The sequence below is a fragment of the Pseudomonas sp. GM84 genome, assembly GCF_000282535.1.
Classification (GTDB): Bacteria; Pseudomonadota; Gammaproteobacteria; order Pseudomonadales; family Pseudomonadaceae; genus Aquipseudomonas.
This window is the reverse complement of sequence record NZ_AKJC01000037.1, coordinates 21,360-34,407: the sequence shown is the minus strand read 5'-3', so window position 1 is coordinate 34,407 and position 13,048 is coordinate 21,360. Positions and strand designations below refer to the sequence as shown.

Annotated in this window: 11 protein-coding genes; 3 read left to right on the top strand and 8 right to left on the bottom strand. The window is 65.7% G+C overall.

All coding sequences use genetic code 11. The annotated features are described in order from the left end of the window. The 7 genes from PMI38_RS02945 to PMI38_RS02915 all read right to left on the bottom strand — a co-directional run. Positions 1-363 (bottom strand): electron transfer flavoprotein subunit beta/FixA family protein (locus tag PMI38_RS02945; RefSeq protein ID WP_008090466.1); only part of this gene is annotated, 363 nt, incomplete at its 3' end. A 26-nt stretch (positions 364-389) separates the two neighbouring features. Continuing rightward, positions 390-1,337 carry an ABC transporter permease gene (locus PMI38_RS02940; RefSeq protein WP_008090465.1) on the bottom strand — a complete coding sequence of 316 codons (948 nt, stop codon included), beginning with the start codon at positions 1,335-1,337 and terminating at the stop codon, positions 390-392. Positions 1,338-1,349: 12 nt separating this feature from the next. Continuing rightward, on the bottom strand, positions 1,350-2,852 hold the full coding sequence (locus tag PMI38_RS02935) for a sugar ABC transporter ATP-binding protein (RefSeq protein WP_008090464.1): 1,503 nt from the start codon (positions 2,850-2,852) through the stop codon (positions 1,350-1,352). A gap of 11 nt (positions 2,853-2,863) precedes the next feature. Then, entirely contained in the window at positions 2,864-3,808 is a 945-nt protein-coding gene (locus tag PMI38_RS02930; protein ID WP_008090463.1) for an ABC transporter permease, read from the bottom strand. Positions 3,809-3,890: 82 nt separating this feature from the next. Continuing rightward, complete coding sequence (locus PMI38_RS02925) at positions 3,891-4,991, bottom strand: sugar ABC transporter substrate-binding protein (protein ID WP_008090462.1); 1,101 nt, start codon at positions 4,989-4,991, stop codon at positions 3,891-3,893. Positions 4,992-5,289: 298 nt separating this feature from the next. Next, positions 5,290-6,942, bottom strand: a complete 1,653-nt coding sequence (locus PMI38_RS02920; RefSeq protein ID WP_008090461.1) for a GMC family oxidoreductase — start codon at positions 6,940-6,942, stop codon at positions 5,290-5,292. A 38-nt stretch (positions 6,943-6,980) separates the two neighbouring features. Beyond that, entirely contained in the window at positions 6,981-8,498 is a 1,518-nt protein-coding gene (locus PMI38_RS02915; protein WP_050548548.1) for an aldehyde dehydrogenase family protein, read from the bottom strand. A 221-nt stretch (positions 8,499-8,719) separates the two neighbouring features. Here PMI38_RS02915 and PMI38_RS02910 point away from each other — a divergent pair, with 221 nt between their 5' ends. Continuing rightward, positions 8,720-9,376, top strand: coding sequence for a TetR/AcrR family transcriptional regulator (locus tag PMI38_RS02910; protein ID WP_008090459.1), 657 nt, complete (start codon positions 8,720-8,722; stop codon positions 9,374-9,376). A gap of 59 nt (positions 9,377-9,435) precedes the next feature. Here the strand turns inward: PMI38_RS02910 and PMI38_RS02905 are convergent, their stop codons facing one another. After that, positions 9,436-10,947 (bottom strand): acyl CoA:acetate/3-ketoacid CoA transferase, encoded by a 1,512-nt coding sequence (locus PMI38_RS02905; protein ID WP_008090458.1) that lies wholly within the window; start codon positions 10,945-10,947, stop codon positions 9,436-9,438. A 188-nt stretch (positions 10,948-11,135) separates the two neighbouring features. Here PMI38_RS02905 and PMI38_RS02900 point away from each other — a divergent pair, with 188 nt between their 5' ends. Further along, positions 11,136-12,281 (top strand): acyl-CoA dehydrogenase family protein, encoded by a 1,146-nt coding sequence (locus tag PMI38_RS02900; protein ID WP_008090457.1) that lies wholly within the window; start codon positions 11,136-11,138, stop codon positions 12,279-12,281. Beyond that, positions 12,278-13,048, top strand: coding sequence for a 3-ketoacyl-ACP reductase (locus PMI38_RS02895; protein ID WP_008090456.1), 771 nt, complete (start codon positions 12,278-12,280; stop codon positions 13,046-13,048). The genes PMI38_RS02900 and PMI38_RS02895 overlap by 4 nt, the downstream gene beginning before the upstream one ends.

Genomic DNA, 13,048 nt, shown 5'->3' with positions numbered 1-13,048 from the left:
GTCGATGGCCTGTTTGCCGAGAATCACCAGTTGCGGCTGCTCTTTATCGACAACGGCCTTGAGCGCCTTGGCCACTGCCAGGGAATTCAGCTCATCGGCGGCTTCGACCAGGATGGCGCGATCAGCACCCAGCGCCAGCGCGGTACGCAGCTGTTCCTGGGCAGTGGCCGGGCCGACGGAGACGACCACGATCTCGCTCGCAACGCCCTTCTCTTTCAGGCGCACGGCTTCTTCCACGGCGATTTCGCAGAAGGGGTTCATGGACATCTTGACGTTTGCCAGGTCGACGCCGGAATGGTCCGCCTTGACGCGGACTTTCACGTTGTAGTCGACCACTCGCTTGATTGACACAAGGACTTTCATTGCAGTGTTTTCACCTTTGCGATGGGTTACTTGACGATGGGAAGCTTGGAACGATCGAGGGTGAAGGCCACGGCGATGATCAGGATCACGCCGAAGACGATCTGCTGGGCGAACACGCTGATGCCGACGAAGGTCATGCCGATGCGCACCACCGACACCAGCAAGGCGCCGACCAGGGTGCGCCACACGCTGCCGACGCCGCCGGTGAGTGCGGTGCCGCCGACCAATACAGCGGCAATCGCCGGCAGCAGGAACTCGTTGGCCAGGGTCGGCGAGCCACTGGACAGCCGCCCGGCCATGAGCACCCCGGACAACGCCGCCAGCCCGGCCGACAGGGCGAACGTCAGCACCTTGATGCGGTTGACGTTGATCCCCGAGGCCCAGGCGGCCGGCTCACCGGCCCCCACGGCATTGCCGAAGCGGCCGAAGGGGGTCTTGCGCTGCAGGAAGATGCACAGCGCCAGCACCACACTGGCGACCAGCACTTCATTGGGGATGCCGGCCGTCTGCCCGGTCACCCAGCCGAACCAGGCATCGCGCTGCGCGCCATCGATATTGATGGTGCGGTTGCTCGACACCAGCATGGTCAGGCTGGTGACCACCCCGCCGATCGCCAGGGTGACGATGAACGACGGGATACGCAGCCAGGTATGCAGCACTCCGCTCAGCGCCCCGGCGGCGATACCCGCCAGCAGCCCGATGCCAAAGGCCCACGGGCCGAAGCCTGGCAACAGCAGCGCGACCAGCACGCTGGCCATCGAGGCTACCGCCTGGGACGACAGGTCGATGCCGCCGATCAGCAGCACGAAGGTGATGCCCGTGGCCATGATGAACAGCGTGGCGGTGTCGGCGAGCAGCCCGAACACGGCGCCGGGGTGGATGAAGCCGGGGTCGTAGCCGGCGATCAGGGCCACCAGCAGGATCAGCGCCAGCAGCGGCGCCTGGGTGCGAAAACCATTGAGGATGATAGGCATCGTTGTGCTCTCTCAGACCATGTACTGGATCAGGTCGACCTGCTGGGGCTTGGACCCCGGCAGGCATTCGAAGGACTGCGCCACGTCGCCGTCGCGCATCACCAGGATGCGGTGGCTCAGGCCGATCATTTCCTCCAGGGTGTCGGCGGTGAGGATCACCGACACGCCTTCCTCGGTGATCTCGCGGATCAGCTGGTAGACGTCTTCCTTGGCGCCCACGTCCAGCCCGCGGGTGGGGTGGTCGAGGATGAGGATGGTCGAGCCTGCGTTGCGCCACTTGGCCAGCACCACTTTCTGCTGGTTGCCGCCGCTGAGGTTGAGCAACAAGGCATCGGGACCTGGGGTCTTGATGCTCAGCCGCTTGATCCAGCTTTCGGCGAGGCTGCGCTCGTGCTTCTCGTCGAGCAGGCCGGCGCGGGTGACCTGGCCGATCCGCGCCAGGGTCATGTTCTGCGCCACGCTGAGCATCGAGACGATGCCTTCGATCTTGCGTTCACGCGGGATGTAGCCGATCCCGGCGCGGATCGCCGCCGCCGGGCCACCGCCGGCCAGGCGCTTGCCATGCACCTCGATCTCGCCGCTGCTTCTGGGCAGCAGCCCGGCCAGCACCCGGCACAACTCCTCGCGCCCCGAGCCGATCACCCCGGCAATGCCGAGGATCTCGCCGCGATGCAGGTCGAAGTCGAGGCTGGCGAAATGGCCGTGCAAGGCCAGCCCGCGCGCCGACAGGACGACCTCGGGCAAGCAAGCTTTCTGCAGCGATTCACGGTAGAACTCGGCCTGCAGCGAACGGCCCACCATCAGGCTGTGCAGGCGTTCCTTGGAGGCTTCGGCGGCCGGCATCTGCGCCACCACCTCACCGTCCTTCATCACATACACCCGGTCGCTGAGTTCGAGCAGCTCATCCAGCCGGTGCGACACGAAGATGAACGAAGCGCGGGACTTGAGCTGCCGCACCAGGCGGAACAAGGTGTCGATCTCGCGCTGCTCCAGTACCGAGGTCGGCTCGTCGAGCAGAATCACCAGGTGGCCCTGGCAGCGCTCCTCCAGCGCCAGCGCCTTGGCCAGCTCGATCATCTGCCGCTGGCCGAAGCTCAAGTCACTGCACAACATGCCCGGGTCGATGTCGAGGTTGACCTTGGCCAGTTGCTGGCGCGCCGCACGGTGCAGTTTTTTCCAGTTCAGCCAGCCGAAGCGCGAGAATTCGTCTTCGCGGCCCATGAACAGGTTTTCCGCCACCGAGAGGTTGGGCAGGATCGACTGCTCCTGGTAGACCATCGCGATGCCCTGCGCGGTGGCACCGCGTGGGCCGTCGAGGACGATGGGCTGGCCATCGAGCTCCAGGTGTCCTTCATCGGGCTGGTAGACCCCGGTGAGGATCTTCATCAGGGTCGACTTGCCGGCACCGTTCTCGCCGATCAGGCCGACCACTTCGTGTTTGCGCACTTCCAGGTCGATGCCCTTGAGCACAGTGACGCCGTTGAAGCGCTTGGTGACATTGTTCAGGGTGAGCATGGCAGGGTTCCTCACTTGACGACCCGTGCCTTGGCACGGTCAAGGGCAATGGCGACGGCGGCGATGATCAACACCCCCTGCACGCCTTGCTGGACATAAGGCGCAACGCCCATCAGGACCATGCCGTTGCTCACCACCACCACGATCAGCACGCCCAGCAAGGTGCCCAGCGGGCTGCCGTTGCCACCGGCGAGCGAAGCGCCACCGACCACGATGGCGGTGATCGCGGTGAACAACTGGCCCTGGGCGATCAAGGCGTGCCCCTGACCGAACTGCGCGACCGCCAGGATCGCCGCCAGGCCATAGAACGCGCCGGCCAAGGCGAAGATGCAGATACGCGTGCGGTTGACGTTGACGCCGTTGAGTTGCGCCAGGTCCTCGCCCCCGCCAATGGCCAGGGCGTGGCGCCCCAGCACGGTGTGGCGCGAGATGAAATGCGCGACGCCCAGCGCCAGTACCACGATCCACACCGACAGCGGCAGGCCGAGCAGCCGCTGCAAGGCGATCGCCCGCACATCCATGTCCAGCACCCGCACGGTGTTGCCTTGCAGCAAGGCCGTGGCCAGGCCGATGCCGACGAAGCCCAGGCCCAGGGTGGCCATGAACGACGGGATACGCAGCTTGACCTGCAGCAGGCCGTTGAGCAGGCCGGTGCCGGCGCCGACCACAATGGCCACCGGCAGGGCCCACAGGCCAAGGCTGTGGGCATTGAGGTTGTTGCCCACCAGCAAGGCGAAGCACACGGCAGCGACCGCGACCACGCCTTCGACGGACAGGTCGATGCTGCCCATCTGGATGACGAACATCCCGCCCAGTGCCATCAGCAGCGGGATCGAACAGGTGGTGGCGATGCGCACCAGGTTCATCGGGTCGAAGAAGTTGCTGTTGATCGAACCGATGAGCAGGCCGATGAGCAGCAACACAAGCAGTGACGAAAACCGTCGCAGGCGGGCCATGACGATAACTCCGGAAAACAGGCAGTAGGAAACCCTCGGCGTGCAGCCTTTCAGGCTGGCCGAATGACAAAAGCGCAAGGGGTCAGGAGGTGTAGCGGATAGGCCCGGCGACACGCCCCCAGAAATCATTCACGTCCACCACGGGCGTGGATTTGAAGTTGCTGGCGTAGAACGCCTCGACATTGGCCTTGGTAACCAGCTGCGGGCGCACGTAGAACTCGCGGTGCTCGTGGGGTTCCTTGGCCGGGTCGATGCGCCCGGTCCTGGCCGCGTGGCCGAGGGCCAGGCCCATGCTGCCGAGCCAGTAAGGGTCCAGGCTGGTGGTAGCGATGTACTCGCCGGTGCGGATCGCCTCGACGGCCTGCTCGATGCCGTCGATGCCCACCACCGGGATCATCCCGGCCAGCCCTTCGCCGCGCAGCGCTTCGAGTGCGCCCATGCCCATGTCGTCATTGGCACACCAGATGCCCTTGATGTCGCTGTTGAAGCGGGTCAGCCAGGACTGCACGATGGGGAATGCCTTGTTCGCGCTCCAGTCGGCAGGCTGGAAGTCCAGCAGGGTGATGCCGGGGTACTTCTTCAGCGCGGCTTCCAGGCCGCTGCGCCGGCCGATGGCCGCCACGTTGCTGAGGATGCCGCCCAGGGCGACGATGCCACCGCTGCCGCCCATGGCTTCGAACAGCTCGGTGGCCACCGCCTCGCCCACGGCCTGGCCGTCTTCAGAGATGTGCGCCACCCAGTAGGGGCTGTAGTCCCAGGGGTGCATGTCGTCGGGCTTGTTCCACACGGTGGTGACGTACACCCCGGCCTTGACGCACTGCTCGATGATCGCGCGGGCATCGGCGGAGTCGTTGGGTTCGATGTTGAGGATCAGGTTGCCTTCGGTCTTGGCGATCAGCGCGCGGATATCGGCGATGCCCTTCTGGCTGTTGCCCTCGGTGACCAGCGGCGAGTACGGCAGGTTGAGGCTGGCTGCATAGGCCTGTCCGCCGCGGTTGTAGATCGCGTGGTAGGGGTTGGTCAGCGAGCGGAATGAGTTGGAGAACGTCAGCGTGGTCTGCGCCCAGAGCATGCTGGGCATCATCGCCGCCACGGCACCGACACCGGCAAGGCCCGCTGCACCGACCAGCAGCTTGCGCCGGGTGATGTCCAGCGGGCGGGTGGAATCATTGTTGTTGTTCATCTGGCCTCCGGGTGCAAGGCACCGGGTGAGTACTGCCTGTTGTTTTTATGTAACCAACTAGTTATTTATAAATCTAACGCAGCGAGGATGCAATCACTAATGTTTGGCAGGGCTTGAAAGTGATCTGGAGCAGCAAGAGCCGCCATAAGACAGCAGTGCGGAAGTGGGCCTGTGGGAGCGGGCTTGTCCCGCGAACCAGGGCGAAGCCCTGGCCATACACTTTTGTCGTCCGGGCCTGCCCTTTCGCGGGACAAGCCCGCTCCCACAGGTGAGTCACACAGGCCCGCCCTGACAAAGCTCAGACTGCCTTGTGCAGCTCCCCACGCTCACTGCGCACCTGCACCTCGGAAGGCGCCAGGCTACGTCCCAGGATCAGGTCGGCCCCCTTCTCGGCAATCATGATCGACGGCGCATTGGTATTGGAGCTGACCAACCGCGGCATCACCGAAGAATCAACCACACGCAAGCGCTGCACGCCCCGCACACGCAACTGCGGATCGACCACGGCCATGGCGTCGATGCCCATCTTGCAGGTACCCACCGGGTGATAGCCGGTGCGCCCGCAACGCCGTGCGTAGTCTTCGTAGTCGGCCTGGGTGCGCACACTGTCGCCGGGGAAATGCTCGGCCTTGATGTAGCGGCTCAGGGACTGCTGGGCCATGATCTCGCGGCTGAGCTTGATGCCCTCGACCGACACGTGCAGGTCGTAGGGGTCGCTGATGTAGTTGGGGTCGATCAGCGGCGGCTGCAGCGGGTCGGCACTGCGCAGGCGCACGCTGCCGCGGCTGCGCGGGCGCAGGAAGTACGAGTTGAGGGTGCAGCCGGAGCCGGACGGCACCGGCGGGATGCCCGCCTCCACCCCGGCACCGGGCAGGAAGTGGAACTGCAGGTCCGGCACGCTGGCGCGCGAATCGCCGTACCAGAAGGCGCCCGCCTCGGCGATGTTGGAGGTGACCGGGCCCTTGTTGAACAGTTTGTACTCAAGCCCGGCCATCAGCATCATGTGCGGCTTGGCGTACTTGTCCAGGCTCTGCGAACCCTTGAGTTCGTAGACGATGTCGATGTCGAAGTGATCCTGCAGGTTCTGCCCGACCCCGGGCAGGTCCTGCATGACCTCGATGCCCAGGCGGTTCAGCTCTTCGGCCGGGCCAACCCCCGAGAGCATGAGGATCTTCGGCGAACCGATGGCACCGGCCGCCAGCACCACTTCGCGCTCGGCCGCGACGAAGCGCACCTCCCGCGAACCGCTGCCCTGCACATACTCGACCCCGGTGGCCTGGCCGTTCTCCATGCGAATGCGCGTTACCAGGCAGTCGGTCTGGATGGTCAGGTTGGGCCGCTGGCGGGCCTTGCTCAGGTAGCCCTGGGCAGCGCTGCAACGGCGCCCGCCGCGCTGGGTGACCTGGTAGGCGCCACAGCCTTCCTGCCGCGCCCCGTTGAAGTCGGCGTTGTAGGGAATGCCCGCTTCCTGGGCCGAACGGATGAAGGCCTTGGTCACCTCGTTCACACTGATCAGGTCGGACACCCCCAGCGGGCCTTCGGTGCCGTGGTACTCGTTGGAGAGGCGCTCGTTGTCCTCGGCCTTGCGAAAATACGGCAGCACCTCGCGGAACGACCAGCCACGGCAGCCCTCCTCCTGCTCCCAGTCGTCGTAGTCCTTGGCATTGCCGCGGGTGTAGACCATGGCATTGATCGAGCCGCCGCCGCCCAGCACCCGCCCTTGCGGGTACAGCACCGATCGGTTGTTCATGGTGCCTTGGGCCACGGTGTCGAAGCCCCAGGTCAGCGGGCCGCCGGTCATCTTGAAGAAGCCCACCGGCATGTGGATGTAAGGGTTGGTATCGGCAGGTCCTGCTTCGAGCAGCAACACCCGCACCTCGGCCTGTTCGCTCAGGCGCGCCGCCAGCACACAACCGGCGGAACCCCCGCCGATAACGACATAATCGTACATTCTTGTTATCTCCGATCTTGTTGTACTGCTGTCGACGTTCAGGCCCTGACCCAAGGCGTACGGGCACCCAACTGCACGTGCACGGACTTGAGCTCAGTGTACTCCTCTACCCCATAGCGCCCGGCCTCGCGGCCGATGCCCGACTGCTTGAAGCCGCCGGACGGCAACTCCGGCCCGCCAGCGATGGTGGTGTTGACCCAGACCCGGCCAGCTTTGATCTGCCGCGTGGCCTGCAGCGACGTTTCCAGGTTGCGGCTCCAGATGCTGGCCGCCAGCCCGAAGGGCGTGTCGTTGGCCAGCGCCACGGCCTGGTCGAAGCCGTCGAAGGCGGTGATGGTCAGCACCGGGCCGAATATCTCTTCCCGGGCGATGACCATCTGCGGGGTGACATCGGCGAACACGGTCGGCTGCAGGTACAGGCCGGTCGGCGCTTCGATGCGCTGGCCGCCACGCAGCAAGCGTGCGCCTTCGCGGCGGCCCTGCTCGATGTAGCCCAGCACCCGCTCCAGGTGGCGGGCCTCGGTGATCGAGCCGACCTGGGTGCTTTCGTGCAGCGGGTCGCCGATGCGCACCTTGTCGATCAAGGCGCAGATCTTCTCGGTCAACGCCTGCTCCACCGAGCGTTCGACGATCAGGCGGCTGCCGCTGACGCAGCATTGCCCGGCATTGAAGCAGATGCCGAAGACGATCGCGTCGGCGGCCGCGTCCAGGTCGGCGTCGGCGAACACCACCTGCGGGTTCTTGCCGCCCAGCTCCAGGGCGACCTTCTTCATGTTGCCGGTGGCCGCCGCCATGGTCAGGCGGCCGACTTCGGTGGAGCCGGTGAACGACACCATGTCGACATCGGCATGCGTGCTGATCGCCTGGCCAAGTACCGCGCCTGGGCCGGTGAGCACATTGAGCACGCCGTCGGGCAGGCCGGCTTCCTGCATCAGTCCAGCCAGCATCAGGGTGGTGCCGGAGGTGAGTTCGCTGGGCTTGGCCACCACGGTGCAGCCGGAGGCCAGGATGAAGGGCAGACGCTCGGCGAGAATGAAGAACGGGAAGTTCCACGGCGTGATCAGCCCGACCACACCCACCGGCTCCCGGGTGACCAGGCCGAGCAGGCTGTCGCCCAGGTTGTTGAAGCTGTCGCCGTGCAAGGCCTGGGCTTGCCCTGCGGCATATTCCCAGACGCCTGCCGCGCCCAGCACCTCGCCACGGGACTGGCTGATCGGCTTGCCGGTTTCAAGGGTTTCCTGCAGCGCCAGTGCTTCGCTGTGCTGGCGGATCAGTTCGGCGGTACGCAGCAGGACACCCGCACGATACGCGCCACCCGACCTGGCCCACGTGCCCTGGTCGAATGCGCGGCGCGCGGCGGCCACCGCCTGCTCCACATCGGCGACGCCCGCAGAGGGGTAGACGCTGACCGGCACTTCATGGGAGGGGCTGCAGCGGGTGACCTGGCCGGTCGCCGACCCTTGGGTCCAGCGGCCGTCGATGAACATCTCGAAACGGCGCGGCTGCTGGGGCGGCGCCAGGCGTGGCGTATTGTCATTGTTGTTCACGGGAAACATCCTCAGTACAGCGTTCTTATTCTGGCAAGCCACCTGGACAGCACCTGGCAAGTGGCTGCCGGCTGGATATTTATAACTAACCGGTTGTTTACATACAAGCACCGGGCTAAGCTTTGTTTGTCAGCCTTATGCCCCCGCGGCTAAGCTCATCGCCCTTAACGCCGCAGCCATCGATTTCTGCGTCAGGAAGTACAGCACTCAAGCTCTGGAGAGCGTTTTACATGCCCAGCAAAGCCACCGAAGAGGCCACCGTACGCCCCACCCGTGATTCCGAAGCGACGCGCTTGAGAATCCTCAACGCCGCCAAGGTCGAATTCGCCAAACTGGGGCTGGCCGGCGCACGCATCGACAGCATCGCGCTGCGCGCCAAGTCCAATAAACGGATGATCTACGAGTACTTCGGCAACAAGGAGGGGCTGTTCGAAGCGGTCCTCGAATCGGCCTATCAGGACATCCGCCAGGCCGAACGCAAACTCAAGCTCGAAGAACTGGAACCGGTGGAGGCGATCACCCAACTGGTGACCTTCACCTGGAAGTACTACCTGAAAAACCCGCACTTCCTGACCCTGGTCAACAGCGAGAACCTGCACAAGGCCGTGCACCTCAAGCGCTCCCAGGAAAAGATGCAGCAGATGCACGCACCGATGGTCTCGATGGTCGCCGAGATCCTCGCCCGCGGCGAGGCCCAGGGCGTGTTCCGCGCTGGTGTGGACCCGGTGCAGCTGAACATCTCGATCGCGGCGATCAACTACTACTACCTGAACAACCGCTTCACCGGCGAAATCATCTACGGCTTCGACCTGATGTCGCCCGAAGCCCTGCAGGCGCGGATCGACTTCAACGTGCAGACCATCCTCGGCATGCTCCGCCCAGACTGACGCCCACGGCGCGCGCAGCCCCTCTCGGCCATGCACGGCGCCGCGAGGGGCTGCCCGGCTCACGCCAGCCCCGCCACTTTCACGTCGCGCACGATCGGCGTGAACGCCATGCGCTGTAGCACATCACGCTCGATATCAACGCCCCGGGCCACTTCGATCAGCTCGACGCCCTCAGGCAGCAGACGGAACACCGCACGTTCGGTCACGTACAGCACTTCCTGGCCGGCGCGTACCGCCTGCGGGCCACTGAAGGTGATGTGACGCACCTGCTCGACCAGCTTCGGCACCTCGCCGCGCCGCTCGATCTGCAAGGCATCGCCGACCTTGGCGACATCCAGCCCCTTGGCTTCGAAGGCGCCACAGAACACCACCTTGCGCGCGCCCTGGGTGATGTCGACAAAACCTCCGGGGCCGACCAGCGTGCCGCCCAGGTTGGACACGTTGACGTTGCCCTGCCCGTCCATCTCGCCCATGCCCAGGAACGCCAGGTCGACGCCGCCGCCACTGTAGAAGTCGAACTGGTCCAGCGAGGTGACGATCGCCTGCGGGTACTGCGCCGCGCCGAACATCGCGCCGCCCATCATGCGGCCGTTGTGGATGCCCTGCTCGATGCTGCCCCAGTAGCTGTCCTGCAGGCCGCGCTCGGCCAGCAGCGAGGGAATGCCGCCGGGGATGCCGAAACCGAAGTTCAGCGACATGCCAGGGACGAATTCATTGGCCGCACGGGCGGCGATGATGCGCCGGATATCGTCGGCCATGGGCGCCTCATTGCGCGCCGACTGCGGCAGGCATTCACCGCTGATCGCCGGATCGTAGTCGGCGGCCACGCACTGGCGCTGGTCCTCGACCACCACCACTTCATCCACCAGCACGCCAGGGATGCGCACCAGCCGCGCCGGCACGAAGGCAGTGTCGCTCAGGCCGCGCACCTGGGCATAGACCTTGCCGCCGCTGTTGTGCGCCGCCAGCGCCAGGGCGTAGGCATCCAGGTCCGCCGCTTCGTGGCACAGGCTGATGTTGCCGCTCGGGTCGGCCAGGCTGCCGCGCACGATCGCCACATCGACCTTGAACGGCTTGTAGCGCAGGTAGTCCTGACCATCGATGCTCAGCCGCTCGACCAACGCTTCGCAGGCACTGGCGTTGCATTTGCCCCCGGCGACCTGCGGGTCGGCGAAGGTGCCCAGGCCGATATGGGTGATCAGCCCCGGGCGGCCGGCGCCGATCTCGCGCATCAGGCTCATGATCGCCCCGGCCGGCAGGCTGTAGGCCTGGATCTGCTCGTTGCGCACCAGCGCCTGCATCTTCGCCGACCAGCTCCAGTGGCCGCCGATCACCTTGCGCACCAGGCCCGGGTGGGCCAGGCGCTCCAGGCCGCTGCCGCGCCCGTCGCCGATACCCAGGGCATGCACCAGGGTCAGGTCTCGCGGGTGGCCGGTGCGCAGGAACGACGCTTCGATGGCCGCCAGCAAGGCGTCCGGCTCCAGCAAGGTGCCCGAACCACAGATGGCCACGGTCGCCCCATCGGCGATCCGGCTGGCGACATCCGCAGCTGTCGTACAGCTTCTTTTCATTGTTGTTTTCCTCATCGATTGCCCGGTCACGGGCCAATCCTGGTGTGCAATTGAGGGCTTGACGGCCTGCCCAAGGGCGCATTAAATAAATAACCAGTTGGTTACTTAAAAACACTTTAGAGCAGCTCGAAACAGAACACAACCCACGCGATGAACCCCCTCGTCGCCTCACGGAAAGGAAAACAACAATGCCGCTTTCTGAAACACACCTGATGATCCAGGACGTTGCCCGACGCTTTGCCGACCAGACCATCCGCCCAATGGCCGAACGCCTGGACCATGAAGAAAGCTTCCCCGCACCGCTGTACCGGCAGATGGGCGAGCTCGGCCTGTTCGGCATCACCGTGCCCGAAGCGTTCGGCGGCGCTGGCCTGGACACCCTCGCCTACGCGCTGGTGATGGAAGAGCTGTCGCGCGGCTACGCCTCGATCGCCGACCAGTGCGGCCTGCTGGAGCTGATCGGTACCCTGCTCTCGGTGCATGGCACCGCCGATCAGCGCGAGCGCTACCTGCCCACCCTGCTGCGCGCTGAAAAGCACCCGGCCTACTGCATCACCGAAGCCGAGGCCGGCTCCGACGTCTCGGGCATCCGCACCAGCGCCGTGCGCACCGAAACCGGCTGGCTGCTCAACGGCTCGAAGCTGTGGATCCACAACGCCCCGGTGGCCGACCTGGCCTTCGTCCTGGCACGCACCGACCCCGCCGCCGGCAAGCGCGGCATGAGCATCTTCATCGTCGACTGCCACCTGCCGGGCGTGTCCAAGGGGCCGAAGGAACACAAGATGGGCCAGCGCGCCTCGCAGGTTGGCGGGTTGAACTTCGACAACGTCGAACTGCCGGCCGATGCCCTGCTGGGCGTCGAAGGTCGAGGCTTCCACATCATGATGAGCGCCCTGGACAAGGGCCGCGTCGGCATCGCCTCGCTGGCCGTGGGCATCGCCCAGGCCGGGCTGGAAGCGGCGCTGGAGTACGTACCCCAGCGCAAGCAGTTCGGCAAGCCGATCGCCGACAACCAGGGCGTGCAGTGGATGCTCGCCGACATGGCCAAGGACATCCGCGCCGCCCGCCTGCTGGTGCAAGACGCCGCCGAGCGCCTGGACCGCGCCGACAACGCCACCATCGCCTGTTCCATGGCCAAGTGCTTCGCCGCCGATATCGCCGTGGCGCAGACCGCCAATGCCGTGCAGTTGTTCGGCGGCAGTGGCTTCATCCGTGGCTTCGAGGTCGAGCGCCTGTACCGCGACGCCAAGATCACCCAGATCTACGAAGGCACCAACCAGATCCAGCGCACGATCATCGCCCGTGAGCTGCTCAACCAGGGAGCACGCGCATGACGGCCCGTCCTGTCGCTTTGGTCACCGGCGCCCGCGCCGGGATCGGCCGGGCCATCGCTGTCGGCCTGGCGCAAGCCGGGTTCGACCTGGCCCTGGTGGACCTGCAAGCGGATGCCGCGCTGCAGGAAACGGCCGAACTGGCGAGCCGCCACGGCGCCCGCGCCGTGGCCCTGGCCGGCGACATCGCCGCCATCGACCAGCATGACGCCCTGCTCGATGCAGCCGAACAGGCCCTCGGCGCGCTGAGCTGCCTGGTCAACAACGCCGGGGTTTCGGTGCTGTCACGCGGCGACCTGCTTGACGTCACGCCGCAAAGCTACGACCGCTGCCAGCAGATCAACACCCGCGGCACCTTCTTCCTGACCCAGGCCTTCGCCCGCCGGCTGGTGCAGCGCGAGGCCGGCCAGGCACTGCGCAGCGTCATCACCATCACCTCCTCGAACGCCCAGGCGGTGTCGGTGCTGCGCGGCGAGTACGGCATCTCCAAGGCCGCCCTGTCGATGGCTTCGCGGCTGTTCGCGGTGCGCCTGGCCGAGAACGGTATTGGCGTCTACGAGGTGCAGCCCGGGCTGATCGCCACCGAAATGACCGCGCCGTCCAAGGCCCGCTACGACGCCGAGATCGAGCGTGGCCTGACCGCCATCAAGCGCTGGGGCCAGCCCGAAGATGTCGCTCGGGTGGTGGTCAGCATGGCCACCGGCGCCCTGCCCTACACCGTCGGCCACGCTGTCCCGGTGGACGGTGGCCTGCTGCTTCCCAAGTTCTGA

What these genes read in the sequence shown, in the direction of transcription:
- PMI38_RS02940 (WP_008090465.1), bottom strand. Translation starts at nt 1,337, where the DNA reads ATGCCTATCATCCTCAATGGTTTTCGCACCCAGGCGCCGCTGCTGGCG.
- PMI38_RS02935 (WP_008090464.1), bottom strand. Translation starts at nt 2,852, where the DNA reads ATGCTCACCCTGAACAATGTCACCAAGCGCTTCAACGGCGTCACTGTG.
- PMI38_RS02930 (WP_008090463.1), bottom strand. Translation starts at nt 3,808, where the DNA reads ATGGCCCGCCTGCGACGGTTTTCGTCACTGCTTGTGTTGCTGCTCATC.
- PMI38_RS02925 (WP_008090462.1), bottom strand. Translation starts at nt 4,991, where the DNA reads ATGAACAACAACAATGATTCCACCCGCCCGCTGGACATCACCCGGCGC.
- PMI38_RS02920 (WP_008090461.1), bottom strand. Translation starts at nt 6,942, where the DNA reads ATGTACGATTATGTCGTTATCGGCGGGGGTTCCGCCGGTTGTGTGCTG.
- PMI38_RS02915 (WP_050548548.1), bottom strand. Translation starts at nt 8,498, where the DNA reads ATGTTTCCCGTGAACAACAATGACAATACGCCACGCCTGGCGCCGCCC.
- PMI38_RS02910 (WP_008090459.1), top strand. Translation starts at nt 8,720, where the DNA reads ATGCCCAGCAAAGCCACCGAAGAGGCCACCGTACGCCCCACCCGTGAT.
- PMI38_RS02905 (WP_008090458.1), bottom strand. Translation starts at nt 10,947, where the DNA reads ATGAAAAGAAGCTGTACGACAGCTGCGGATGTCGCCAGCCGGATCGCC.
- PMI38_RS02900 (WP_008090457.1), top strand. Translation starts at nt 11,136, where the DNA reads ATGCCGCTTTCTGAAACACACCTGATGATCCAGGACGTTGCCCGACGC.
- PMI38_RS02895 (WP_008090456.1), top strand. Translation starts at nt 12,278, where the DNA reads ATGACGGCCCGTCCTGTCGCTTTGGTCACCGGCGCCCGCGCCGGGATC.